At 65.9% G+C, this 24,859-nt stretch carries 28 protein-coding genes; 12 read left to right on the top strand and 16 right to left on the bottom strand.

All coding sequences use genetic code 11. The annotated features are described in order from the left end of the window. Positions 1–49 precede the first annotated feature (49 nt). From ACQP1G_RS09540 to ACQP1G_RS09530, 3 genes are read left to right on the top strand one after another with little or no spacing between them, the layout of a single operon-like run. Positions 50–985 (top strand): dienelactone hydrolase family protein, encoded by a 936-nt coding sequence (locus ACQP1G_RS09540; RefSeq protein WP_433201012.1) that lies wholly within the window; start codon positions 50–52, stop codon positions 983–985. After that, positions 903–1,862 (top strand): threonine/serine dehydratase, encoded by a 960-nt coding sequence (locus ACQP1G_RS09535; protein ID WP_433201009.1) that lies wholly within the window; start codon positions 903–905, stop codon positions 1,860–1,862. The genes ACQP1G_RS09540 and ACQP1G_RS09535 overlap by 83 nt, the downstream gene beginning before the upstream one ends. Before the next feature lie 60 nt (positions 1,863–1,922). After that, a complete protein-coding gene (locus ACQP1G_RS09530) occupies positions 1,923–2,465 on the top strand; it encodes a thioredoxin family protein (RefSeq protein ID WP_433201006.1) in 543 nt (180 codons plus the stop codon). On the opposite strand, the gene ACQP1G_RS09525 is transcribed toward ACQP1G_RS09530, so the two are convergent. Together ACQP1G_RS09525 and ACQP1G_RS09520 are read right to left on the bottom strand one after the other, a co-directional pair. Then, positions 2,462–2,752, bottom strand: coding sequence for a hypothetical protein (locus ACQP1G_RS09525; protein WP_433208345.1), 291 nt, complete (start codon positions 2,750–2,752; stop codon positions 2,462–2,464). The two genes, ACQP1G_RS09530 and ACQP1G_RS09525, sit on opposite strands and share 4 nt — an antisense overlap. A 113-nt stretch (positions 2,753–2,865) precedes the next feature. After that, positions 2,866–4,020, bottom strand: coding sequence for an MFS transporter (locus ACQP1G_RS09520; RefSeq protein ID WP_433201003.1), 1,155 nt, complete (start codon positions 4,018–4,020; stop codon positions 2,866–2,868). Between the two features lie 79 nt (positions 4,021–4,099). Here ACQP1G_RS09520 and ACQP1G_RS09515 point away from each other — a divergent pair, with 79 nt between their 5' ends. From ACQP1G_RS09515 to ACQP1G_RS09505, 3 genes are read left to right on the top strand one after another with little or no spacing between them, the layout of a single operon-like run. Continuing rightward, entirely contained in the window at positions 4,100–4,555 is a 456-nt protein-coding gene (locus tag ACQP1G_RS09515) for a MarR family winged helix-turn-helix transcriptional regulator (RefSeq protein ID WP_433201000.1), read from the top strand. 28 nt (positions 4,556–4,583) lie between these two features. Next, the gene (locus ACQP1G_RS09510) at positions 4,584–5,267 is read left to right on the top strand and encodes an SGNH/GDSL hydrolase family protein (RefSeq protein WP_433200997.1); all 684 of its coding nucleotides are present in this window, start codon (positions 4,584–4,586) and stop codon (positions 5,265–5,267) included. Beyond that, positions 5,264–5,917 (top strand): TetR/AcrR family transcriptional regulator, encoded by a 654-nt coding sequence (locus ACQP1G_RS09505; protein ID WP_433200994.1) that lies wholly within the window; start codon positions 5,264–5,266, stop codon positions 5,915–5,917. Before ACQP1G_RS09510 ends, ACQP1G_RS09505 begins: the two co-directional genes overlap by 4 nt. Positions 5,918–5,942: 25 nt before the next feature. Here the strand turns inward: ACQP1G_RS09505 and ACQP1G_RS09500 are convergent, their stop codons facing one another. From ACQP1G_RS09500 to ACQP1G_RS09490, 3 genes are all read right to left on the bottom strand, one after another. Beyond that, positions 5,943–6,314: a hypothetical protein gene (locus tag ACQP1G_RS09500; protein WP_433200991.1), complete on the bottom strand. Its 372-nt coding sequence runs from the start codon at positions 6,312–6,314 to the stop codon at positions 5,943–5,945. Positions 6,315–6,503: 189 nt separating this feature from the next. After that, positions 6,504–7,217 carry a helix-turn-helix domain-containing protein gene (locus ACQP1G_RS09495; protein WP_433200988.1) on the bottom strand — a complete coding sequence of 238 codons (714 nt, stop codon included), beginning with the start codon at positions 7,215–7,217 and terminating at the stop codon, positions 6,504–6,506. A 100-nt stretch (positions 7,218–7,317) separates the two neighbouring features. Next, positions 7,318–8,220 carry an NADP-dependent oxidoreductase gene (locus ACQP1G_RS09490; protein ID WP_433200985.1) on the bottom strand — a complete coding sequence of 301 codons (903 nt, stop codon included), beginning with the start codon at positions 8,218–8,220 and terminating at the stop codon, positions 7,318–7,320. A gap of 235 nt (positions 8,221–8,455) precedes the next feature. On the opposite strand from ACQP1G_RS09490, the gene ACQP1G_RS09485 reads away from it, so the two are divergent. Then, entirely contained in the window at positions 8,456–9,388 is a 933-nt protein-coding gene (locus ACQP1G_RS09485) for a ubiquinol-cytochrome c reductase iron-sulfur subunit (protein ID WP_433200982.1), read from the top strand. A 3-nt stretch (positions 9,389–9,391) separates the two neighbouring features. On the opposite strand, the gene ACQP1G_RS09480 is transcribed toward ACQP1G_RS09485, so the two are convergent. The 3 genes from ACQP1G_RS09480 to ACQP1G_RS09470 form a co-directional block, all read right to left on the bottom strand. Next, positions 9,392–10,300, bottom strand: coding sequence for an EamA family transporter (locus tag ACQP1G_RS09480; protein ID WP_433200979.1), 909 nt, complete (start codon positions 10,298–10,300; stop codon positions 9,392–9,394). Between the two features lie 71 nt (positions 10,301–10,371). Then, positions 10,372–11,619 (bottom strand): glycosyltransferase 87 family protein, encoded by a 1,248-nt coding sequence (locus ACQP1G_RS09475; RefSeq protein ID WP_433200976.1) that lies wholly within the window; start codon positions 11,617–11,619, stop codon positions 10,372–10,374. A 126-nt stretch (positions 11,620–11,745) separates the two neighbouring features. Then, positions 11,746–12,141, bottom strand: a complete 396-nt coding sequence (locus ACQP1G_RS09470) for an ankyrin repeat domain-containing protein (RefSeq protein ID WP_433200973.1) — start codon at positions 12,139–12,141, stop codon at positions 11,746–11,748. 127 nt (positions 12,142–12,268) lie between these two features. On the opposite strand from ACQP1G_RS09470, the gene ACQP1G_RS09465 reads away from it, so the two are divergent. Continuing rightward, positions 12,269–12,466, top strand: coding sequence for a hypothetical protein (locus ACQP1G_RS09465; RefSeq protein ID WP_433200970.1), 198 nt, complete (start codon positions 12,269–12,271; stop codon positions 12,464–12,466). A 106-nt stretch (positions 12,467–12,572) separates the two neighbouring features. On the opposite strand, the gene ACQP1G_RS09460 is transcribed toward ACQP1G_RS09465, so the two are convergent. Beyond that, the gene (locus ACQP1G_RS09460; protein WP_433200967.1) at positions 12,573–13,982 is read right to left on the bottom strand and encodes a PLP-dependent aminotransferase family protein; all 1,410 of its coding nucleotides are present in this window, start codon (positions 13,980–13,982) and stop codon (positions 12,573–12,575) included. A 79-nt stretch (positions 13,983–14,061) separates the two neighbouring features. On the opposite strand from ACQP1G_RS09460, the gene ACQP1G_RS09455 reads away from it, so the two are divergent. After that, positions 14,062–14,403, top strand: a complete 342-nt coding sequence (locus ACQP1G_RS09455; RefSeq protein ID WP_433200964.1) for a cupin domain-containing protein — start codon at positions 14,062–14,064, stop codon at positions 14,401–14,403. Positions 14,404–14,406: 3 nt separating this feature from the next. Here the strand turns inward: ACQP1G_RS09455 and ACQP1G_RS09450 are convergent, their stop codons facing one another. Then, complete coding sequence (locus ACQP1G_RS09450) at positions 14,407–15,270, bottom strand: helix-turn-helix transcriptional regulator (RefSeq protein WP_433200961.1); 864 nt, start codon at positions 15,268–15,270, stop codon at positions 14,407–14,409. 102 nt (positions 15,271–15,372) lie between these two features. Between ACQP1G_RS09450 and ACQP1G_RS09445 the strand changes: the two genes are divergently transcribed. Continuing rightward, positions 15,373–16,122, top strand: a complete 750-nt coding sequence (locus ACQP1G_RS09445) for an SDR family oxidoreductase (RefSeq protein ID WP_433200958.1) — start codon at positions 15,373–15,375, stop codon at positions 16,120–16,122. A gap of 52 nt (positions 16,123–16,174) precedes the next feature. On the opposite strand, the gene ACQP1G_RS09440 is transcribed toward ACQP1G_RS09445, so the two are convergent. The 5 genes from ACQP1G_RS09440 to ACQP1G_RS09420 all read right to left on the bottom strand — a co-directional run bounded on the left by ACQP1G_RS09440 (position 16,175) and on the right by ACQP1G_RS09420 (position 22,064). Continuing rightward, positions 16,175–17,782, bottom strand: coding sequence for a peptide ABC transporter substrate-binding protein (locus tag ACQP1G_RS09440; protein ID WP_433200955.1), 1,608 nt, complete (start codon positions 17,780–17,782; stop codon positions 16,175–16,177). Between the two features lie 89 nt (positions 17,783–17,871). Further along, the gene (locus tag ACQP1G_RS09435) at positions 17,872–18,000 is read right to left on the bottom strand and encodes a hypothetical protein (RefSeq protein ID WP_433200952.1); all 129 of its coding nucleotides are present in this window, start codon (positions 17,998–18,000) and stop codon (positions 17,872–17,874) included. Positions 18,001–18,485: 485 nt separating this feature from the next. Then, entirely contained in the window at positions 18,486–20,102 is a 1,617-nt protein-coding gene (locus ACQP1G_RS09430; protein WP_433200949.1) for an FAD-dependent monooxygenase, read from the bottom strand. Positions 20,103–20,160: 58 nt separating this feature from the next. Beyond that, positions 20,161–21,312: a serine hydrolase domain-containing protein gene (locus tag ACQP1G_RS09425; RefSeq protein ID WP_433200946.1), complete on the bottom strand. Its 1,152-nt coding sequence runs from the start codon at positions 21,310–21,312 to the stop codon at positions 20,161–20,163. A gap of 290 nt (positions 21,313–21,602) precedes the next feature. Next, positions 21,603–22,064, bottom strand: a complete 462-nt coding sequence (locus ACQP1G_RS09420; protein ID WP_433200943.1) for an NUDIX hydrolase — start codon at positions 22,062–22,064, stop codon at positions 21,603–21,605. Between the two features lie 170 nt (positions 22,065–22,234). Here ACQP1G_RS09420 and ACQP1G_RS09415 point away from each other — a divergent pair, with 170 nt between their 5' ends. After that, a complete protein-coding gene (locus ACQP1G_RS09415; RefSeq protein ID WP_433200940.1) occupies positions 22,235–22,672 on the top strand; it encodes a hypothetical protein in 438 nt (145 codons plus the stop codon). Positions 22,673–23,031: 359 nt separating this feature from the next. On the opposite strand, the gene ACQP1G_RS09410 is transcribed toward ACQP1G_RS09415, so the two are convergent. Then, a complete protein-coding gene (locus ACQP1G_RS09410) occupies positions 23,032–23,730 on the bottom strand; it encodes an Lrp/AsnC family transcriptional regulator (protein ID WP_433200937.1) in 699 nt (232 codons plus the stop codon). Here ACQP1G_RS09410 and ACQP1G_RS09405 point away from each other — a divergent pair. After that, entirely contained in the window at positions 23,714–24,787 is a 1,074-nt protein-coding gene (locus ACQP1G_RS09405; protein WP_433200934.1) for an MFS transporter, read from the top strand. The genes ACQP1G_RS09410 and ACQP1G_RS09405 overlap by 17 nt on opposite strands. Positions 24,788–24,859 lie beyond the last annotated feature (72 nt).

Genomic DNA, 24,859 nt, shown 5'->3' with positions numbered 1-24,859 from the left:
CGATACTTGTCGGCGTCGCTCTCGCCGCTATTCGTCTCGAAGGAACTCCATGACGATGCCCGTCGCATTCAGCACGCTCGATGTCCGCACCGCCGACGGCAGTGCCGACTCCTACCTGGCCCGACCCGATGACGGCGCAACCCATCCCGGCGTGCTGTTCTATATGGATGCCTACGGCCTGCGCCCGTGTCTGCGCGAAATGATGGAAGCCATCGCGGGTAATGGGTTCATTGTCTTGGCGCCCAATGTTTTCTACCGAACCGGGCGCGCCCCGGTGCTGCCGATGCCCGAATCCGCCGACCCGGCGGCGCACGCGAAATTCTTTGCCGCACTTGGCCCGGTGCGGGCAGCGTTCACACCCGAGAAAGCGATGCAGGACGCGCAAACCTATCTCGAATGGCTCAACGCCGCCGGGTTCGTCAGGCCGGGTCCGGTGGCCGTAACCGGATACTGCATGGGCGGCAAACTCGCCTTGCGCACCGCTGGCGCGTTCGGGAATCGCATTGCCGCGGCGGCGAGTTTCCACGGCGGCCGCCTGGCCGTGGACGAGCAACCCGACAGTCCGCACCACGGCGCCGCAGGTATCACCGCCGAACTGTTGATCGCGCACGCGAGCCAGGATGATTCGATGCCACCGGAGCAGATCACCCGCCTCGACAAGACCCTCGACGCCGCGCATGTGCACTACACCTCGGTGGTCTACCCGAATACCCGCCACGGCTTCACCATGCGTGACACCCCCGTCTTCGGTCAGGCGGCCTACGACCGCCACCTGACCGACCTGCTCGCCCTGCTGCGCGAGCCTTCCCGAGCCCGTAGTTTGCGAATAGCCACGGGTACGCACCGCCCGGGGCCCATTGCGGGGCAAGATGATCTACCGGGCCGAAGTATGAGGAGCACAGATGGAGTTGACCTACGGCGACGTCAAGGCCGCGAGCGATCGAATCACCGGACACGTGCGGCCGGTCGCGTTGGCACCAGGTGACGCGGTCCCGACAATCGGCTCCGACCCCTACGAGTTGTGGCTGGCGCTGGAGTTCATGCAGCACACCGGTTCGTTCAAAGCCCGTGGGGCACAGAACTTCATCCAAGCGCACCGCGATGCCGGGACGCTGCCCGATGCGGGCGTGACCATCGCCTCGGGCGGGAACGCGGGGCTCGCGTGCGCGTGGGCGGCGCGCGGGCAGGGCGTTCGGGCGACGGTATTCCTGCCCACCACCGCACCGGCCGTGAAGGTCGAGCGGCTGCGCAGCTACGGCGCGCAGGTGCGCCTGGTCGGTACCGAGTACGCCGACGCGCTCGCCGCCTGTCACGAATATGGCGACACCAGTGGCGCACTGCTCTCCCACGCCTACGACAACCCCTATATCGCGGCCGGTGCGGGCACCTTGATGATGGAGATCCACCGGCAGCTGCCCCGCCTGGACACCGTCGTCGTCGCGGTCGGCGGCGGCGGTCTGTTCGCCGGAATCGCCACCGCCGCGGATCACTATGGCGTACGGACGATCGCGGTGGAACCGGAGAACTGCCGGGCACTGCACGCCGCTATCGAGGCCGGGCAGATCGTCGACGCACCGGTGGACTCGGTCGCCGCCGACTCCCTCGGCGCCCGCCGCGCCACCGAATTGGCGCTGCATGCGGCCCAGAACTACGACGTGACCTCGATCCTGGTCCCCGACCAGGACATCATCGTGGCCCGCAGAAATCTGTGGCACGACCGCCGCCTGGCCGTGGAACACGCTGCCGCGACGGCTCTCGCGGCCCTGACCGCCACTGACAGTGGCTACCGCCCCGAATCCGGTGAGCGGATCTGTGTCGTACTGTGCGGCGCGAATACCGATCCCGCGGACCTGGTGCAGTAATTCGGGCGGAGCTCGGGCCGGGCGCACTAAGCTCGACATCGACTCGGATGGAGGCACCTCATGTCGGTTCAATCCCTCATGGTCCCGGTCGGAACGCCCGCTCCGGACTTCACACTGCCCGATCTCGACGGTCGCACCCATGCCAGGGCCGACTACACGGCCGGACCCGGGCTCCTGGTCATCTTCGGCTGCAACCACTGCCCCTATGTGCGGCACATCGAGTCGAAACTCGGTGACGTACTCGCCACGCTGGCAATCCCGACGGTCGCGATCTGCACCAATGACGCCGACGCCTACCCGGACGACGCACCGGATCAGCTGCGGGTCCAAGCCGACCGCGCCGGTTGGAAATTCCCCTACCTGATCGACGCATCCCAGCAGGTGGGTCGGGCCTTCCGCGCCGCATGCACGCCGGACTTCTTCCTCTACGACGCGCGCCTCGAACTCGCCTACCGCGGAGCGTTCGACGAATCCACGCCGGGCAACGGTAAACCGGTGACCGGCAACGAATTACGCGCCGCGATCGAGGATGTACTCACCGGAGCACCCGTGCCCGAGCCACATCGGCCGAGCATGGGTTGCTCCATCAAATGGCGAGACTAGGTGCCGATCACCGCGTTCATGATCGTGCCCGCGCTGGTCGCGACGACGCCGCCGATCATGGCTCCCGCCACCATCTTCGGCGACTGCAGGCCGCCACCGGACCACTTCTCCCAGGCGAACCGACCGCCCGCGTAGGTGATGGCGGTGACGCCGGCCAGCAGAATGAACCAGGTGAAATAGCGCACCATCTGCAGGATCTTGTCCGCGACGGGTGGCGCCTGCGGTGTCGGGTTGCCGATTTGGGCCAGGACTGCTCCATAGGTGTCATGTGCCGCGGCGAGAATCATGCTCACAGTCGTACCCCTCTTCTGATGTCGGCGACGCCGTAGAGCGCCTAGCCAGATGATAGCGTTTCAGCTCGAGACAGATTGTGCAGCAATCAGATTCAACGACATACCGGTCAGCTGGATTCGAGCACGTGCTCGCGATCACGCCGCAGCATATGCAGCGCAAGCAGCAAGCCCGTCACCGTGAGGACGGCGGCGATCGGATAGATCGAACGCAGGCCGGGTCCGTCATCGATGACCCAGCCGCCGATCCGGCCCGCGAAAGCCGCGGCGAGTTGGAAGCCGGAGGCATTGACCGCGACGGCCAGCGTCGGGGCCGCGCCCGCCGCGCCGACGACCCGCGTCTGCATACCGGGAATGATCGCGAAGGCCAGCGCACCCAGCACGAAAATCAGTACCACCGCGAGTAATTGGATGTCAGCGGCCACCCAGAACAGCGCCAGTGTGCCCGCAAGGGCGGCGAGCAGCCCCGCCAACGATGACATCGGGACCTTATCCGCCAGCCGACCACCGAGGTAATTGCCGAGCACCGCGCCCGCGCCGTACACCAGCAGCAGCACCGGAACCACACCCGTGGCGAAGCCGCCGACCTCGGTGAGCAGCGGGGTGAAGTACGTAAAGACCGTCACCACACCGACATTGCCGAGTGCGGTGAGCGCGATCGCCAATTGCACACCGCGATCGGTGAATACGCGCAGCTCCCCCAACACCGATCCGCTCGAAGCCACCGGCATCGTCGGCAGGAAGCGCAGCACCAGCCCCAGCGCGACAGTCGCGCAGAGCGCCACTGACACGAATGTCGCACGCCAGCCGAGGTGTTGGCCGATGACGGTGCCGATCGGCGTGCCGCCGATAATGCCCAGATTCATACCGAGCGCCACCCGCGCCACCGCGGACGCTTCCCGGCCGGGCTCGGCAATCGAGACGACCGTGGCGATCGCGACGGCGAAAAACGTTGCGACGACGAGTCCGGCGACGAACCTGGCCAGCAGCAAGGTCGAATAGTTCGGCGCGAGAGCCGAACCCAGATTCCCGATGACGGCCACCGCAACCAAGCCGACGACGAGCGTCTTGCGCGGCAGCCGCGCGGTCGCCACGGTAACCACCGGCCCGCCGACGATCATGCCGAGCGCGTATGCACTCACCAGCAGACCCGCCGCAGGCACCGAGACGGTGAGATCACCCGCCACGTCCGGCAGGATTCCGGCGATCACGAACTCACCGGTCGTCAGGCTGAACACCACCAACATGAGCGAAAAGACAGTCACACGCACTCCAGATAGTTCTAACTCAAATGATTTGAACTAGAACTATCACAGTTCGAAGCATGACACTAGACTCGACGGCATGAACGACCAGCCGGACTCGTCGGCGCATCTCACTGTGGATACCGAGATCGACCGCGATGTCTGCAAGCTGGTCCATCAGTTCACCCACCGCCTCGACGTGCATGTGCGTCGCGTCGCCGAGGAACTCGACCTGACGCCGTCACAGGTCATCGCCCTGCGCGAACTCTCGGATCCGATCACCGCGCGCGAGCTGGCCACCAGGATGTCGTGCGAGCCCTCCAATGCAACCTTCGTCCTGGACCGGCTGGAACAGCAGCAGTTGATTCGGCGGCAACCGCATCCGACCGACCGCCGGGCCAAGCAGATCGTTCTCACGGCCGCCGGGGAGCGGCGGCGGGCCGGGGTCCTCGATCTGCTCGGCGCGCGGTCACCACTGACCTCACTCACCGCGGCCCAGCAGGAGACCCTGCGCGATCTGCTGCACGCGATGGTGCCAACCGATCCCCTTGTTTAAATATACGATCGAACGTATTCTTTTATTCATGACGACGGCGATGCTCCCGACCACCGAGGAAACCGATCCGTTCTGCCTGCCCCCGCTGGACGCGGCCGCGCTGCTCTTCGACGCACCGTGGCGCCGGTTCGCGGTGATCGGCGACAGTCTCTCGGCCGGGACCGGCGACCCGAGTCCCGGCTACGCCAGCCTGGGCTGGGCCGATCGCGTCGCGGATACGCTGCGCCGAGTCCACCCCGACCTGGTCTACCTCAACACCGCACAGAATGGGGCGACCACTGCCCAGGCGCTGCGGCAACAAACGGATCAGCTGGCCGACTTCGCACCCGACCTGGTCCATGTGCCGTCCGGCGCGAACGATATCGTGCGGCGCACACCGGATTTCGCCGAAATCGAGGAGACACTGCGCACGATGTACCGATTCGCCGCCGGGACCGGGGCCCAGCTGCTGACCTTCACCTTGGGCAAAGCCTATGTCGTGCCGGTCTTTCCGGATTGGCGCGAGCGGGTGCGCATGGTCAACGACATCACCCGCCGCCTCGCCGCCGAACACGGCGCGCTGGTCGTCGACATGTGGGATCACCCGATCAACGACCGCGCGAACCTGTTGAGCGCGGACCGCATCCACTTCGCTGCCTCGGGACAGGCGGTCTTGGCGGCCGAGGTCGTCAAATCCCTTGCGCACCAACTCGGTAAGCGAGTGCCAGCATGAGGGCAGCATCGCGCGGTGATTCGATAAGTGGTGGTGGTCGGGTCGCGGGTGGGCCCGAGGACAAGCGTCTGCTGCGCGGCGCGCGCAGTCGCCAGCTCGTGCTCCGCCAGGCCGTCGACACCGCCTCCCTCGATGGCCTCGACGGCTTGAGCTTCGGCAAACTGGCGACCGATACCGGCCTCAGCAAGGCGGGGGTGCAGACGCTGTTCAAGACGAAGGAAACCCTGCAACTCGCGGCACTCGACCTGGCCCGCGAGATGTTCATCGACGCCGTCATTCGCCCCGCACGCGCGCAACCCCAAGGCGTACAACGCCTTCGCGCGCTGATCGAACACTGGATCAACTACGCCGAAACACCGCTGTTCGCGGGCGGGTGCTACCGCGTCGCCAATATGGCGGACTTCGACAGCCGTCCGGGACCGGTCCGCGATGCCCTCGTCCGCGACCAGCAGGACTGGATGTCGACCATCGCCCGCGAACTCCGACGCGCCGTCGATGCGGGCGATATCGCGGACCTGGATACCGATCTCGCCGCTTTCCAGATCGACGCCGTCCTGTGCTCGGCCAATACTGCCCTGCGGCTCGGTGATACCGACGCGGCGCACAAGGTCCGCCGGGTGGTCGAAAGCTTTCTCACCCAGCCGGAATGACCCACCGACCGGAATGACCCACCGCTCAGGGGCGGTCCGCGGTTTGCTCCAGCTCGATGCGGGTTCGATCGTCGGTGAGGATGAGCGTGCCGTTGATCGTGGTCCAGGCAGGGGCCAGCAGGAGGAATTCGGTCAACCAGATGTCCTGGTCGGTGAGTTCCCGCGGGTAGGACAGGACGGTGCTGAAGGGTGATCGGGTTTTCAGGACACCGCTGTCGGCATCCACCTCGAACAGCACGGTGTTGGCGCCCGCATGGGCGGAGAGGCGCTGGGTTTCGTAGACGAACCACAGGGTGATCCGGGTGCCGCGGACCAGGAATCGTGGTCGGCCGTCCTCGCTTATGGATGAGGAGACATAGCGGTTGCCCCAAAGATCCGAGTCTTGGCCACTCGTCACCCGACCACCACCCCTCATCGAATCGCTACGCGATGCTCGCCCACCCGTCACCCGACCACCGCCCCTTATCGAATCGCTACGCGATGCTCTCATTAATGGATCAGCTCTCACTCACGGCGTACGACGGCCCACCCATCCTGATTCCCGCCCCCACCGGGCAGATACGACCCGGTCCATTGAGCGAACCGATCAGCGCAGATTCTTCTCGATTTCACGCGCCGCATGTGCGACCAGCCCGGGCAGATTCGGCGGAAACTGTTGCGACAGTGACATACAAGCGATGGCGGCCGCATCGCATGCGTCAGGTCGGCGAATTGCGGCTGCGGCACAACAGATTCCGGCGATCAGTTCGTGGTGGTCGACGGAAATCATTCCGGCATCGGCGATTCCGGTGCGCACGCGATGCCATTCGGCGGGCGAATAGGTAGGTGGTGGTACGGAGTTGTCGGCACGTCCCGCATAGAGCACCTGTGCCATCGCGGTCCGATACACCACCTCGGGGTCCGCGGTGGTGTTGAGAAAGAATTCCGCGCCCTTGATCCCGGACACCAGCCGGATCTCGCCCGCATCGAGAACACAGACCGCGACCGTCGAATTGGTCAGTGCCGCCAGTACCCGGGCGGGTCGTTGCGCGGCCCGGCGCAGCGTCGGCGCCGCCTGCCAGCGCCGCCCCAACTCCGCCATCCGCTCACCGACGAAATACCGCTGCTCCACCCGCTGCACCGCGCCGAGCACCACCAACTGCTCGGCCAACCGATACGCGGTGGCCTTCGCCAGCCCGGTGGACCGGGCCAGTTGCGATAGACCACAGCCCTCCGGCGCCGCCGAAATCGCCTCCAGGATCTGGAAACCGGCATCGAGCACCCCCCGGCCCGTTCCGTCAGCCGATGGACTCCCGGCCATCGCGCCCCGCCTTCCTCCGCACCGCGGCCCCAGGTCGGCACAACACGGCAAGAAGAGATGCTACGCCCATTGTCGTTCGCAACAAGGCGTTCTGAGACGGTCAGCTCACGGTGAGTACGACCTTGCCTGGGCCGCGACCCTTTTCGCTCTCCTCCTGTGCGGCCGCCGCCCGCTCGAGCCGAAACGTCCGCGCCGGCCCGGGCAGCCGGAATGCACCACTGGCGACACGCTCGGCGACCTGATGCAGGAGTTCGACGGGCCGCGGGCCGCCGGTGAGGAAGGTGACGCCGAGCTCGCGCGCGGCCGGATCTACGATCGTCACGATTCGGTCGGTACCGCCGCGAAGTTCGATCGCAGCGGGCAGCACACCGTGCCCGGCCGCGTCGAACACCGCGTCGACGCCATCCGGGGCGAGTGCGCGGACGCGATCGGCCACACCGTCACCATAGGTGGTCGCAGTCGCGCCGAGTTCCCGGACGATGTCCTGATTGGCCGCCGAGGCCGTACCGATCACGGTGACTCCATCCGCCACCGCCAATTGCACGCCCATCGATCCCACCGCACCGGCGGCACCGTTGATCAGCAGCGTCTCGCCCGGCTGCAACTTCAATGCCGCCAACGCTTTCGCCGCGGTCGAGACCGAGACCGGGAGCGATGCGGCATCGACCCAGGACAATTCCGCCGGTTTCCTGGCGACGGCATTGCTGATCGCGTATTCGGCGTAAGCCGCGACGGCCCAGCCCAGAACCTCGTCACCGACCGCCATCTCGGTCACATCGGGGCCGAGCGCATCGACCACGCCCGCGATTTCACCACCCGGATACTGCGGGAAGACCGGCTCACCGAACGACAATGCGCCGGAACGAATCTTCCAATCCGCCGGATTCACCGCGGAAGCCCGCACCGCTACCCGGACCTGACCAGCGCCCGGTTCCGGAATCGGGATGTCGACAACCTGCAGTACGTCCGGCCCGCCGTAGTCGTAGTACGCAATCGCCCGCATCGCACCAGCGTAGGCCGAGAACCCGGGCAGCGGGTTTCTCAGCAGACTCTCATCGAACACCTAGCCGTGGTCTCAGGAGTATTCCGTTCAATGTCCGGTAGCTGCCCCGCCCGGTCCCAGTCTCAGCCGGGCGGTAGGCAGCGCCAATGTTCGCGCGAATGCGAAACGACCTCGAACCGAATCGGCGGCTATCCCGTAACACCTAGGACAATGTGTCGAGAACGCCGAGGTCGCGATGAGTGTAGAACACTTCAACCGTCGAGCAATCGTCATCGGAGCAGGGGCCGCGGCATTTGTCGCGGCCTGCTCGACGGGCGAGCGCTCGTCAACGCCGACAACCACTTCCACCGCAGCGCCCGCGACGACATCGGGTTCGGTCACCGCAGCTCCCACCGCCGAACCACCGCCGCCACCGCCGACCGAGCAGGTGCAGGCTGGCCCCGAACCGACGCCGGGCACCGCGCTCACCCGCACCTCCGATGTGCCGATCGGCTCCGGGGTGCTGCTCGGCGATACTGTCGTCACCCAACCGAGTCCCGGTAATTACCAGGCTTTTTCGGTGATCTGCACGCATGCGGGGTGTGTTGTCGACACGATCAGCGGCGGCACCATCAATTGTCCGTGCCACGGCAGCAGATTCAACCTCGACGGATCTGTCGCCACCGGTCCTGCCACCCAGCCGCTGGCCGCGCGCACCATCTCGGTACAGGGGGACTGGATCGTCGCCGGTGCGTTCGCCCCACTACCCGCCGCCCAGCAGCAGGTCCAAGAACAACCCGCTCCGACCCCGCAGATCACCGAGGAGGGCGCACCCGAGAACGCCCTGGCCCGCGCCTCCGACGTACCGGTCGGCTCCGGACTCATTCTCGGCGATACCGTGCTGACGCAACCGAATCCCGGTAATTACCAGGGCTTCTCGGTGATCTGCACACATCAGGGCTGTGCACTCAACGAAATCGCGGGCGGCACCATCAACTGCCCTTGCCACGGCAGCAAATTCAACCTCGACGGATCCGTCGCCACCGGCCCCGCCAACGAACCGCTGTCCCGTCGCGAGGTATCGGTACAGGGCGACTGGATCGTCGCGGGCGCACCGGCGACGCCGCCGGTGATCAAACCGTGGTGGTGTGAGATCCCGATCTTCGCCCCCGGTAGCGCGGACTGTTGACCGCTACTGTCGCCGAGCGGTTCGGGTCGCTCCGATGGAGGCCGCCACCACACAGATGACGCCCGCCCATTGCCCCGGATTCATGATCTGACCGAGGACGATCAGTCCGGCGAGTGCTGCGGCCGCGGGTTCCATGCTCATCAGTACGCCGAACACGGGCGGTGGAATGCGCCGCAGCGCTTCGAGTTCCACCGAATACGGCAGCACCGACGACAGCATCGCGACCGCGAATCCGGCGGCGAGGACGGAGGGATGGAACAGCATGCTACCCGCTTCGGCGATGCCGACCGGGACCATGAGCGCGCCGCCGAAGGCCATCGCGATGGCCAGCCCGCCACCGCCGCTGGTGCGGTCACCCAGTGCGGCACTGAGCAGAATGTAGCCGGCCCAGCAGGCTCCGGCGGCCAAGGCGAACAATACTCCGGACCACCCCACCTGCCCGCCCGCCTTGGTCAGCAGCAATACTCCGCCACCGGCGAGCACGGCCCACACCGGATCGGCCCACCGACGCGAACCCGCCAGTGCGACGCTGAGCGGACCGAGGAATTCGAGGGTGACCGCCATACCGAGCGGAATCCGGTCGATGGCCTGATAGAAGCACAGATTCATGCAGGCGAGCACCACACCGTACCCGAGCACCACCGGCAGGGCGCGCCGCTCGATCCGCAGCCCGGACCGCCAGACGACCAACAGTACGATCCCCGCGAAGAACAGGCGCAGGGTGACCGCGCCGGCGGCCCCGGTGGCGCTGAACAACTGCTTGGCCAGCGCCGCGCCGACCTGCACGCTCACAATCCCGATCAGCACCAGCGCCGTCGGCGGCACCCCGCCGAGCCCACGCTGGCTCACCGCGCGCACGGCCGTCAGCGGCCACGCCGACTTCGCATTCCGCTCGAAATCGATCGCGACCATCCGACACCCTCCATCCGGCAACCCCCAACCATCATCCGCACGCTGTCAACGGATATGCCCCCGCGTTGGTATCAGGCGGCGGGGCGAGGACCTGCCAGATCGACGAGATCGCCATCGTGAGGTACGGAATCCGCCTCGGTCGCAAGCGACTTCGCGCGCCTACTACCCACGAGATACACCACGACCAGCAGCACACTCAACCACACGTAGGTGTTACCCCACAGGTGTTGCCAAGGCGTCCAGGACAATTCGCGTCGATTGTCACCGGGCATCCAGTTCTGCGGCCCGTATACGAACGCCGCCGCGGTCACCACGATGGCCACATACCACCCGATCGCCCGACTCCGCGGCACCGTGGTGGCACAACAGACCATCGCGAACAGCGCGGGCGCGATCATCACCCAGTGATGCGACCAGGAGATCGGGGATACCAGCAACGTGAAGACCGCGTTGATCGCCAACGCCAGCGCGGGCGCCTGCGCCGCCTGTCGCATGGCCGCGACCACCAGCACGAGCAGTGCCGCGCTCAGCAGTAGCCAGAGCACGGTGAACAGCGGCTTCTCCACGCCGAACCGGGCGAGCACGGCCTGAATCGACTGGTTGGTATGGAAGGACGAGCCGCTCAACCCGGAAACATTACCGAGTCCGCCGAACCAGTAATTGACCGATTCCTTGGGCAGCACCGCGAAGCTGAGCGCCGTCGCCACCGCGCCGGTAACGGCCGCGGTGACCGCGGCGCGATAGTCCCGGCGCACCAGGAAGTACAGCACGAACGCGGCCGGGGTCAGCTTGATCGCGGCCGCCAATCCGACCAGCATGCCGCGCCGCCACTTCGGCTTCTCGGTCAGCGCGTCGGCGGCGACCAGCACCATCAGCAGCAGGTTGACCTGCCCGAAGTCCAGCGTCGAACGGATCGGCTCCAGCAGCATGGCCAGCGGCGTCGCACACGAGGTGGCCAGCAGTGCGAGCCGCAACCCACCGTGTTCGGGCCAGCGCCGCCGCGCGACCAGATACAGCGTGACGGCCAGCGCGAGCGTGGAGGAGATGAAGAAGGTGAACGCCGCGGCATCCCAGGGCAGCAGCGCGAAGGGGCTCAGCACCAGCGCCGCGAACGGTGGATAGATGAACGGCAGGCCGATACCGATGGTGGTCTGCGGGAGCTGGCCGTACATATCCGCGCCATCACGCAGCGCCTCGATGCCGAGCCGGTACACCTGCAGGTCGATGAAGCCGCCGGTGATCCGATGGAACGGCCACAGCGGTCTGGTCAGGCACCACGTGGTGAAGGCAATGAGTAGCACCGGCACTAGCCACACCACGCGCCCGAATCGTCGGTTCACGGGCTTCGGCCTATCTCGGGTGGTGACACTGCTCATCCGCGGCGACTATACCGACCCGCGCGAAGGCGTCCGAATCGGCGTTCCAGCCAGTGACAATTCGGCGACTCAGGACGCCTCGAACAGGCTCAGCAGATCGTTCTTGCCGAACATGGCGGCCGCGGCGCGCGCGGACGGGGTTCCGGCATCCGGATCGGCGCCCGCGGCCAGCAGGGCGCGCAGGATCTCGGTCTCGCCCTTGAACACCGCGCCCGCCAGCGGAGTCTGCCCCTTGTCATTGGCCCGATTCGGATCGGCGTCACGCGCCAGCAGAACCTGCACGGCGTCCTGATGACCGTGATAGGCGGCCAGCATGAGCAGGCTGTCGCCGTGATCGTTGGTGAGGTTCACCGGGACACCGGCATCGAGGTACGCCGTGAGCTGCTCGGCATTGCCATGCCGAGCGAGTTCGAAGATCTTGGTGGCGAGTTCGACCAGTTCCGCGTCCGTGTTGTCAGTGCCCATCTGCCCAGTACTACCACCTGAGATCGGCCGGAGACGGCAGTTGCGGCCGAATACCCGCATCGGTCTGCGCGTGGGCGGTCGATGTCGATAACAGTTTCATAACTCGAGGATCGGGTACCCCTACTTCATGACAGCGACGCGCAAGCGACTGCACCGCCCAGCCGGTGTCGATCGCGGAACCGCGCTGCTGGCCTCGATCACATGCCTGATTTTCGTGGCTGGCATCGCCACCATCACCCGATCCTTCTCGACCACCGCCGCCGCGGCCGCATGCATCGCGGCCGGACTGGCAATGACTCTCGGCATCCTGCCGCACAGTCGCTAGCGGCCATCGACAGCACACCGCCATGACACCCACTGCCGCAATCGAATTCCTACTCGCCCATGCGACTTCGGCCCAGCCGGTAGCGCATTAGAGCTCAGCGGCCCGGCTATACCGCCAAAGCCGGTGGCGCCGAGGTAGTTCGGCTCGGTGGGTGGTAGGCGTGCCATGCGCTGGCAAGGCGATCGATGGCCTCGGTGAGCGTCTGTGGTGGATGCCGGAAGTGGATGCGGAGGTATTCCTCGCTGCGCCCCGACACGTCGAGGCCGCTGCCGGCCAGTACCGCGACACCATGCCGTAGCGCCGTCTGCGCGAAGGAACTGCCATCGCCGTATGGCAAGCGGATCCACAGGGTCTGGCCGCCGCGGACGGGGGCCACCGACCAATCGGGCAACGTCCGGGACAGGGCGGCCAGCACGAGATCGTGACACGCCTCGCGTTGCGCGGCACGCTCGGCGCACAGGGCATCGATCCGCGGCACCAAGTGGGCGGCGGCCAGCTGAGCCGGGAGGTTGCCGCCGAGGTCGTGCACGGCCCGCAGGCGCGTCAGCCGGGCGATGGTCGCTGCGGACGCACGCACCCAGCCGACCCGCAACCCACCCCAGATGTTCTTACTCAGCGAACCGATCGAGATGACGGTGGCGGCATCGGCGGCCAGCGGCTGCGGTAGGTCTTCGCCCGGAAAGCCCAGATCGGCCACGATTTCATCGGCGACCAACGGAATATCCACGGCGCCGGCGACTTCCACCAGCCGCCGCCGTACCAGCGTGGAAAGTACTGCGCCCGTCGGGTTCTGGAATGTCGGGGTCACATAGGCGAGTGCGGGCCGATGGGTGCGGGCGGCCGCTTCGAATCCGTCGAGCCCGATCGGCAGCGGATGCAGTAGCGCACCCGCCTCGCGAAACGCCTCCACAGCGCCCGGGTACGTCGGGGTTTCCAACAACACCCGATCACCGGGCCGCAGGAATGCGCGGGCGAGCAGCGACAGTGCCTGCTGACCGCCATTGGTGACCAGCACCTCCTCCGGCCGCGTCGGCACACCCTGGCGCAGGTAGCGGTCGGCGATGGCCTCGCGCAGGGTCGGATGGCCGCCCGGGTAGTAACCGATATCGGCTGTGGTCGAGGACAATTCGGGCAGGATCCGCGCGTACGCCTCGGCCACCTCCGGTGGCGGGCGATCCGGCGCGGCGCAGGCCAGCGATATCACATCGGGTCGCGGCTCGAGCAGATGCAGGAACATGGGCGCACCGGTCGTCTCCGGCGTGGACGCCGTGGTCGCACCGGCCACCCGAGTACCGCTGCCCCGACGCCGGACGATGCGCCCGTCCGACTCCAACAGGTCATAGGCCGCGACCACCGTGCTTCGTCCCACGGCCAGTTGCGCGGCGAACACCCGGTCCGGCGGCAGCGCGGCGCCCGGCGGCAGCTCACCGTCGTCGATCAGCTGTCGCAGCCGGGCCGCAAGCAGCACATACAGCGGTCCGCGACCCGACGACCAGCGGCCGAGTCGTTCCGTCACAGCAATTGGCTCCATCTCCAAACCAATTCTGCCGGATTGGCTCTGTCCGCGCGCATCGGCCCCGCCGAGGATCGTTCCCATGACCGAAGAAACGATCACCGCGCAGGCGGTCTCCATCGATCGCGCCGTCGCGGCACTGCCCGGCCCTTTTCAGCAATCGCTGCTGGCGCAGGTCAACGACACCGTCGTCAAGGTCGCCCGCCTCGAGGGTGAATTCCCGTGGCATCACCACGACGAGGACGAACTGTTCCTCTGTTGGGACGGCACCTTCCGCATCGAACTCGAAGGACGCACACCGGTGATCCTCGACGCCGGTGATATCTACGTGGTGCCCAGGGGAATCCGGCATCGCCCGGTTGCCGACACACCAGCCCACGTCGTATTGGTCGAGCGACCCGAGACGAAGCAGTACGGCAACTGACGCCTACTTCTCGAAATCGACCGCTACGGATGCAGATTCGGAAATCTCACCCGCCACGATCATGCCGAGCAGGGCAAGTGCGCGTTCGGCCATCGACCCCGGCTCGGCATGGTAGGCGATGAGTATCTGCCCCGGAGCGCCGTTGACGGTGAAGGTTTCGTAGGACAGGGCGAGATCGCCGACGAGTGGATTTCGAAACTCTTTGACACCAGCGGTTTTCGCGCGAACGTCATGGCGCGCCCACAGCCGCCGGAATTCCTCGCTCTTCAACGACAATTCGCCGACCAGCTCGGTCAAGCGCGGATCGTCGAGGTCCGTGCCCGCGGTGGCGCGCAGACTGGCGACGGTATCGGCGGCAATGGTCGGCCAGTCGCGATAGCAGTCACGCGCCGCCGGATCGAGAAAGATGGCCCGCACCATATTGACCCCCTGGGCGGAACAGGAATTGACCGCGGTCGCCAAGGGATTTGCGACAAGCACGTCCATATAGCGGCCGAGCACCAGCGCTGGCGTATTCGGCCAGGCAGCCAGCAGCCGGAGCAGGCCGGGTGCGACCCGCTCGGGGCGTCGCGGCGCCCGCTTGCGCCGCGCGGTCGGTCGCGCCAACTCCCGCAGGTGCGCGACCCCCTCCTCATCGAGCGCGAAAACCCGGGCCAATGCCTCGACGACCTGTTCGGACGGATGCTTATCGCGCCCCTGTTCCAGCCGCACGTAATAGTCGGCGCTCATACCGGCGAGCATCGCCACTTCCTCACGGCGCAGCCCGGCCACCCGTCGCTGTCCGCCGCTGGGAATCCCGAACTCCTCCGGACGCGCCAGCTCGCGGCGAGCGCGCAGGAACACGCCCAATCGGTTCTCGGAGTCCATCCACCCGAGGGTAGGCCAGCGGCGGCGCGCCTGGGGGGCCCTGCCGCTACCAGGAAGTCCGCAGCCTGGTGGGTCGCGCCGACGGCAACGAACGTAGTGGTCATGACAAACAACCTCGAAGGCCGCACCGCCATAGTCACCGGAGCATCGAGCGGCATCGGTGCCGCCACCGCTCGACAGCTCGCACACCAGGGCGCCCGGGTCGCGCTGCTCGGCAGACGCAAGGATCGAATCGAAGAGCTGGCGGCCGAGATCGGCGGATCCGCACTCGCGGTGGTCGCCGACGTGGTCGATCAGCAGTCGGTGCGCGACGCCGCGGCGACAGTACGCGCCGCATTCGGTCCGGTCGATGTCGTGGTCGCGAACGCGGGCGTCATGCTCGCCGCACCGTTCGAATCCGCGCACACCGAGGAATGGGAACAGATGGTCGGCACCAATATCAACGGATTGCTCTACACCGGGAGAGCTTTCATCGATGACCTGCTCGCGGCGGCGCGCGCGGGCCGGCCCGCGGATCTGGTGCATGTCGGCTCGATCGGCGGGCACAGCATCTTCCCCAACTACGGCGTCTACACCGCGACGAAGGCCGCGGTCGCCCACCTGACCCGCAATCTGCGCGCGGAATTCGGCCCGCGCGGAGTCCGGGTGAAGAATATCGAACCCGGTTTCGTCGGAACCGAACTCGGTGCGGACATGCACGATGAGCAGCAGCGCGCCGGGCTCGCCCAGTGGCGCAGCGAACTGGAAATCCTGCTTCCCGAAGATATCGCCGATGCGATCGCCTATGCCGTCGCGGCGCCGCCGCGGGTGAACGTGGCAGAGCTGATCGTCGTGCCAACGCAACAGGGCTGAATACCGTTGCGGCGGGCGCCCTTTCGGGTGCCCGCCGCAGGCCGGTTCGGAGCTACTTCTCGATGCCCTCGAAATCGAATAGGCCGTTCCACGCGAGATCGGCCTTTTTCACCTTCTCGGATCGACCGGCCGCGGCTACGTAGTCGAACAGCGGAATATCGGCCATATCCTTCAACAGCAACGCCTGCGCTTGTCCCACGATTTTGTACGACTCCTCCAGCGTCGGTGCGGCGAGCGCGGCGTCGAGCAGGTGGTCGAGTTCGGGGTTGTTGTAATTGACGTTGTTGGTCTCGGAGAAGCTGTAGTACTGCGAGGTCAAGAATTGCAGCATGGTCGGGTAATCACCCTGCCAGCCGTACCGGAACGCCTTACCGATCGTCTTGGCGTTGATCAGATCGCGGATGTTCTTGAAGGTCGGGTACGGCACACCGACCGCATCGATGCCGAGCACGTTCTTCACGCTATTGGCCACGGCCTCGACCCAGCCCTGATGGCCGCCGTCGGAGTTGTAGGCGATCTCGTAGCGACCCGACCACGATGAGATGGCGTCGGCCTGCGCCCAGAGCTTCTTGGCCTCCTCCGGGTTGTAGTTCAAAACCTCGACGCCGGGCAGGTTTTCATTGAATCCGGGCAGCGTGCGCGCGGTGAAGTCGCGGGCAGGCTTGCGGATGCCGTGGAAGATGTTCTCGCAGATCTGTTCCCGGTTGATCGCCATCGACAGCGCCCGGCGCCGGAGCAGTCCTTCCGCACCGCCGAAGTGCGGAACATTGGTCTGGATGCCGACGGCCTGCTTGTAGGCGATCGGCTTGGTGATCGCCCGGTCACCCAGATCCTTCTTATAGGTCGACATGGCGCTGTCGGGCACGATATCGAGGGTATCGAGATTGCCCGCCTGCAGATCCGAGTAGGCGGTGTCGAACGACTGGTACATCACGAAGCGCACGCCCTTGTTCTTCGGCGGGCGTCCACCCTTGTAGTCCGGATTGGGCACCAGATCGATCTTGACGTTGTGCTCCCACGCGCCCGTGCGCGCGAACTTGTACGGACCATTGCCGATCGGGTTCTCGCCGAACGCCTTCATATCCTTGAACGCGGCCTCGGGCAGCGGATAGAACGGCATGAAGCCCAGCTCGGTCTCGAAATCGATGGACGGCTGCTTCAATGCCACGGTAAAGGTCCGGTCGTCGACCACCCGCAGCCCCGACATCGTCTGCGCCGTCGGCTTTTCCGCCGACACCTCGTCGAAGCCGATGACGGGCGCGAACACATAGCTCTGCAACTGCGCATTGGTGCCGAGCGCGCCGTAATTCCAGGCGTCGACGAACGACCTCGCCGTCACCGTGGTGCCGTCGGAGAATTTCCAGTCCGGCTTGATGGTGATCGTGTAGGTCTTGCGGTCGGTCGTCTTGATCGACTCGGCCATCTCGTCGTGCGCGATACCGTTCGCGTCGTAGTACTTCAGACCCGCGAACAGCCGGTCCACGACGCGGCCACCCATATTCTCATTGGTATTGGTCGGCACCAGCGGGTTCTGCGGCTCCCCCCCGTTGGTGGTGACGATGTCGGCATCGGCACTGTCACTCGACGAACATGCGGTCAATCCTAAGCTTGTGGCCAGCAATACCGCCGCGGTCAACGCTGTAGCTCTGTTGAATCTCAATGCATTCTCCCGTGTTCCACTATGGAATGCCTTCGGACAGTAGCCATTCGAACCCGGTGTTGTCCGGAATCCACCGATCACCGGATGTTTTACGCCAGCGCCGTCCAGCCGTCCCACGGCCGCGGGCCGATATCGCCACGGACGCAGGCCGATCGGAGATCCACCTGCTCCTGGTAGGCCGGATTCGCGGCGGCCGCCTGCGCCACCATCGTGGCCATCCGGAACTCCCGAATATCGCGCAGCAGATAGAACCGTCCCAGCCCATCACATCGCTAAAGTGGCTGTGCGGGTTGTTCGGTCGGCGACCAGGCTGTTCGGATCGGCTCGAGGTCTGCTCGAGGTCCGCGCCCAGGTGCACGAGTCAGAGTCGACCCATGAGAGCCGAAGATCTTCCGGCCGTGGTCATCACGTCCGCCGCGGACGCGATCGGCCTGGAGCGGAACCCGATTCGTCCAGAGTCGACACCGATCGGCGATCTCGGCGCCGAATCGGTCGAGGTGCCGGACATGTGGTTCCGCATCCACCGGGACTCCGGCCTCGAGATCTCCGGCGCCGATGTAGCCGCGCTGTCGCCACAGCACGTGTCGCCAATCCACCCCTGGCCATCCTGGCCTGATCCACCGCACCGTCCCCATCGGCATCGAGATGGCCGAAGCTCTGGTGCCGGACCGCCCGCCGCATATGTGATGTCCGGGCCATGTGTTCAGCGGAACGTCGATTTCAGGTAGTTGGTGACGTCCGCACCGCCCGCCGTGCGCCGCGCGAATCCTAGATAGCCGTCGGGCCGGATGACGAACACCGAGCCGTGCCGCGCCCGGTAGCTGCGCGCGAAGCTTCCAGCGGTATCGCGTACGAGCGGCAGCATCGTCTCGCCGACATCGGCTTGCGGGGTGACGATGAGATATGCGTCGAGATGGCCGTGCGCCGCACCGGTCGCGGCGGCGGCCAGTTGCTCCAGTTCGCGCAGGTCGGTCGCGGTGGTGGTGTCGTCCGCGTAGATCAGGATGGTGTGATTGATCCGGCCGAGCAATGCGAACAGCCGAACGTCGAAAGTGACGACATCGCGGGTCAGCCCGGGAACATCGGGCGCGCGGCTGCCCGCCTTCGGCTGCGGCTCGTCGGAGCCGGTCTTGGCGACGATCGGGCTGTCGCGGTAGTCGATCAGCAACTGGGCTTCGCGCCGGATCACGTAGTCCGGATCCGTCGAATCCGCACCGATGCCTTCGCGGGCACTGCGCACAGTCCGGCCGACCACCTCTTCGCCGACGGGCCTGCGTTCGGCGTCGTAGCTGTCCAGCAGACCCGCTGCCGCATCGCCCTGTACGGCCAGCGCAAGCTTCCATGCGAGGTTGTGGGCGTCCTGGATTCCGGTGTTCATTCCCTGCGCGCCCGTCGGCGGATGAATATGCGCGGCATCGCCAGCGACGAAAACCGTTCCACGGCTGTAGGAATCGACGATGCGGTGGCTGATCCGGAATGCCGACGACCACCGCAGCTCCGACGCCTGGGTCGGCTCGGGCGCAAGCCGGTCCAGCACTGCCTGCAGCTGTGACAGCTCGGGCTTTCGCCCGGATTCGAAACCGTGCTCGATACTGTCCTCACTCGCCGCAGCGCTCGCGAGTGCGTCGGGGACGAGCATCGAGATGCGGTACCGGCGTCTGCCGGGCAACGGAATACACACCAGCAGATCGTCGGTGACGCCGTCGGTCTGGTGCATCGAACGGACGCCGTACCCATGAGGAAGCGACCAGTCGAGTTCGACGTCACCGAGCATGTACTGCTCGTCGAATGCCGCACCTTCGAACGTGAGGCCGAGCTTCTTGCGGACAACACTGTGCGCGCCGTCGCAGCCGACGAGATAGCGCGCCCGCACCGTCTCTTCCCCGTCGGCGCGCGACAACACCGCGCGGACACCGTCGTCGTTCTGCTCGAATGTCACCAGTCGCGTGCCGCGTTCGATCGTGGTGCCCAGCGAGGTGAGGTGGTCCCGCAGGATCCGCTCGGTCTCGTACTGGGGAAGCCCGACGAATTCGAACGGCACGTCCGGCGGCATCGACAGCTCGATGCGTGCGACCTCCGCACCGTTGATATAGAGGATTTGGCCGCGCAATCGGATCGCCGCGTCCAGCACCTGACGCAGTAGCCCCATCCCCTCGAAGACTTCGAGCGTACGGGGTTGGATACCAACGGCTTTCGCGTACTGGGGCGGTTCCAGTAGTGGGTCGACGACCCGGCACGACACTCCCCTGCGCCGCAACTCGATCGCTGCGGTCAGGCCGATCGGCCCGGCGCCCGCGACGACTACCTCGGTGTCGTTCATCCGGCATCACCTCATGGATTCCTGGCCGAGCCAGTCGTTCGATCCGTCGCTGCGGATGTCATCGACCGGGGGTCGGCGTTTCGGCGGAACTGGCCGGCGCCGCTGGCGTGCTCGCGGTTGTGTTCGCCGCGGCCGGATCTCGTCCCAGCGCATCGGCACTATAGAAGAGCGGCAGCACGGCTTTGAGCAGTACCAGGGCCGATCCCTCACCCGACGGCACCGTCGCGAGGTTTGTGCAGATCACGATTGTCAGGTCCGATGCCGGGTCGTAGCCCATGAACGTCATGAATCCCGGGATCTGACCGTCGTGTCCGATGACATGCGGACCGAATCGTGCGATGCCGAGACCGTATCCGGCGTGCTCGGGATCGGCCGGATCGATCGGCTGGATGCTGTCCAAGCGAGTCTTCTGCATCTTGTCGTCCAGCAGACCGCCGCCGACGAGCGCCTTCACATATGTGGCCAGATCCTCGGCCGTCGAAATCGCGCCGCCAGCGGTCCACGCCCACGACGGGCTCGAATTCGTCTCGTTATTCGGTTTCAGGGTGCCCGCGACGGCTGCTGCTTGTTCCGCGGCGGGAAGTGCGAACGTTTCGATGGTGGAGACGTTGGTGCCGAAGGAATAGCCCTGCGGGTGCGGATCGGGGATCGAGGAGTCCGTTGCCGCGGGGAGAGAGGTGTGCTTCAGCCCGAGCGGTTCGAAGATGTGCTGCCGAAAGCTCTCGGCGACCGTCATTTTCGTGATCTTCTCGATGACCAGGCCGAGCAAGATGATGTTGGTATTGCTGTACTCGAATTTCTCCCCGGGTTGGAAGTTCACCGGATGCGCGAATGCGATCCCCAGCAACTCCTCCGGCGTCCACACCTTCTGTGGATCGTTGTCGAGCGTGGCATTGAACTGCGGATCGAAGGTGTAACTGTATAGCCCGCTTCGCATTTCGGACAGCTGCGCTATGGAGATCCGATCACCGTTCGGCACGCCCGGCCAGTATTCGGCGATCGGGTCGTCGAGTGCGAGCTTGCCATCCTGCGCCAACTGCAGGATCACCGTCGACGTCATAGTTTTGGTGTTACTACCGACGCGGAAATAGTCGTCCACCGACATGGGCTCGCTCGTGTCGATGGTCCGGGTACCGAATGCCGCGGTCCAATTGCCTTGCTTACCCGATTTGACGACCACCACTGCGCCGGGGATGACGTTGTCCTTCATCAGCGTGGTTATCGCCGGTCCGAGGACGGCGGCATATGCGGGAGCGGTTCCCGAGGTGGCCGATTGCGCACTTACCGAATTTCCGCTGGAATCCGTCGACGTCCCGCAGCCCGTCGCGATCAACAGACCGGCGGCCGCGACACACGCAGCGATACTCGTCCTATGTCGCATAACGCTCCATCCAAGGTTTGCTGGAACGTGGCTGTGTAGCGCGCTGACACCATAACTCCGCGCTCCACAGTTTCGGGGAGAAATGCCAGCCAACCCGTCAGCCGGTGTGCGTCATTCGTCTACCAGCCATAGACCGAGAAAGACGCGCCGTCTGCGACATGCCGTATGGCCACCCGGCAGTAGTCGATCATGTGCTCCGGCAGGGCGTCCACCGCGAACCAGGCGAGGTCGCTGCACTTCTCGGGTTCGCGGTTGACGGGCTCGCCCTGCCAGTCCGTCACGGTGAAGAAGAAGGCCACCCGCCCACCGGAAGCCGAGTTGTGCATGACATGGCTGAACCGCACGTCCTCCGGTTTCAGCGTCACGCCGATCTCCTCATCGGCCTCACGGATCAGCGCTGCGAGAACGGATTCACCCGCCTCCAGATGACCAGCGGGAAGGTGCCACGCGCCATCCTCGAACCCGGTGTTCCGACGCTGACCGAACAGCACGCTCCCACCGCGACGGAGCAGAAGGTGAACATCACCGGTTACCTTGTGCCGCTGAGGTTTTGCCGCGTGCACTGGGTCGGATGCCGTCATGGACGTCTCCTCTCGTGGCCGCTCAACGAGTTTCCACTCGCACGGCCCGCACCTGCAGCCTTTCCCGGGATTCTCGGCGCGGCCTACACCGATGTGATCCACGTCTCAGGTACCGTGCGACCACCTATGCCGGGTCACGAGCAGCCCGGTCGGCACAGCGAAAGGCGGGCATGATGGGCGGACTCTCGCGCGGCGCGGCCGGTGTGGCGCTTGCGGCGGCGTGGCTGGCAGTACCGACAACTGTGGCACCTCAGGCGAGTGCGGCGATCGCCCCGACCCTGTCGGTGGCGATGACCGGCTCGGCCCTCGGTGCCGCCAATTCCGCGGCGGTCGGCTGTGGGCAGACCGCGCAGGCGACCGTGCGGCGCCCCGATGGCACCCCGGTGCAACGCGGTGTCGTCGAATTCAGCAGCCGCTTGCCCGGACTCGGCGGCAATATCGTCGGGACCGTGCCGGTCACCGACGGTACCGCGAGCATCTTCTGGATCCCCGACATCGCGGGCCAGCACATCGTCAGCGCCGTCTACTACGACGGTCTGCCCGACTACGAACCGACAGCCGGATACACCACAGTCATCGCATTCAACCTCGGCGGATTCTGCATCTAGATCCGAACGACCCTCCGAAACGACGACGGCCCGGTCCAAGTGGACCGGGCCTTTTCGTGGGCCTAGCGCTTCACAACCCGAACACCCTGACGGCGATGGGGCCTGAGATCCGGATCAAGCCGGTGGGTACCCGCTGCATGGCTTCGGGCGGTGATCGGTGATGGCCACCAGCAACCACGATCAGCAGATGCTCCGGCTGAATCGTTCAGTCTCGGTATCGGACGAAACCGACTGCCGAGCAAAAGATGTGGGCGCACTTCAAGCGACGATACCGACCGCGATCAACAGGGCTCGTTCCCACCTGCGCCACCCGCCACATTCGCCTCCGCTGCGCCGCATCGGTCGGCAGCCAGGGCCCCTTACCGCTGCGGCCAGCCAATCGGATTGCTGACCGGACGGTCGATATCCACCGGGGCCACCGGGCGTCCCTCGTACTGGGTGGACAGCACGATATGGGTCTCGATCGCGCCGTGTTCGCCGATGCGCTCCACAAGCCCCTCGAAGTGCTGCAGGGATGCTGCACGAACCTCGAGAAGGGTGCAGTGGCTCCCACTGAGTTTGTGTACCTCGGCAACCTCGGGATAGTCCTCGGCGGTGCTGGTTTTGAGCAGGCATTTGCCCAAGGTGCACCGCAAGTGGATGAACGCCGTGATCGGCAGCCCGGCGCGGCGCGGATCGACCAGCGCCTGATAACCGGCAATTACGCCAGCCTCCTCCAGGCGGCGAACTCGATCGGCGACCGCGGGCGCGGACAGGTTGACCCTGCGAGCGAGCTGGTTGTAGGAGAGTCGACCATCCGCCTGCAGCTCTGCGAGGATCCGCCAGTCGATCTCATCCAGCGGTTTGTTCAACTGCAAGGCGAAACCTCTCGGACGCATTTTGTTCGGCAACCCCAGCGGCCGAATCTCCCCGATTGTCTCATTCATTCGAACCTTGTTAGCTTCTAGCGTTTTTCGCATGACCGAGATCGAGACCGAGCCGGTGATGCAACACCGGTGGATGGCAGCGTTGTTCATCGGTGCCGCGGCGATGAGCCTGGCCATGGTGACGGCGAGCACGATGAGCACCCTGGCCGCTGCCGAGTCGTTCGGACCGACATGGTCCGGGGTGCCCAGTGCCGCTGGTGTCGTCGGCACCGCACTCGGCGCGGCAGTGCTGACAATGGTCATGGAGCGCTGGGGGCGGCGCGCGGGGCTGGTCGCAGGCTATGCAGTCGGAGCGATCGGCGGCATCCTCGCCGTCCTGTCATCCGCCGCGGCCGCCATGTTGGTAGCGGGCATGCTGCTGCTCGGCTTCGGCAATTCGGCCGCGCAGTTGTCCCGTTACGCGGCAACCGATCTCAATTCCGGGCGCCCCGGCAGGGCCTTGGCCACCGTTGTGTGGGCGGGGACCATCGGCGCCGTGGGCGGTCCGCTCCTACTCGCTCCGGTGTCCGATGCGGCGACGGCGGCGGGACGACCTGCTGCGACAGGGGTATTCCTGCTGGTCATCGCCGCCGTCGCGGTATCGGCCTTGACCGCAACGACATTGCCGCCGGGCACCCGGGTCATCCGATCGGATACGAATCCCCCGAAGCCACCGATGCGGCTGGCCTTGACAGCAATGCTCGTCGCCCAGATCGTGATGGCTGCGATCATGACGGCGGCCCCACTGGACATCCACCAGCGTGGCCACGGACTTCACATGACGGGGGCCATGGTGTCCGTGCACACCTTCGGCATGTTCGCGCTCGCGCCGCTGACCGGAATGCTGTGCGACCGCTTCGGCGGCCGGATGCTCATCACCGCCGGACTGGTTCTGCTGACAATCGCGGCCGCCGGGTCCACCGTGGCATCGGCATTGGGCGTCCCGGTGCTCGCCCTCGTCCTGTTTCTACTCGGGTACGGCTGGAATCTCGCCTACATCGGCGGGAGCAGCCTCATCTCGAGCGACCTGCCCGACGTGGACCAGATGCGACAACAGGGCGCGGTGGAATCGAAGGTGTGGGGCGGATCGGCCCTGGCCACCCTGCTCTCCACGGTCGGTTTCGCGGCCGGTGGTTACGGCCTGCTCGCGGCACTGTCACTCGGACTGCTGGTGGTCCCTGCCGCACTGCTGCTGGGACCACGCCGATGACGGTGATGCCAGATACGTTCCAAGCCGCACTGCCGCCGAGCACACACGGATCGACCATCCGCGGCATCGTCA

It is taken from the genome of Nocardia sp. CA-107356, assembly GCF_050946365.1.
Lineage (GTDB): Bacteria > Actinomycetota > Actinomycetes > Mycobacteriales > Mycobacteriaceae > Nocardia.
The sequence above is the reverse complement of the archived record's forward strand: the minus strand, read 5'-3'. Positions and strand labels throughout refer to the sequence as shown.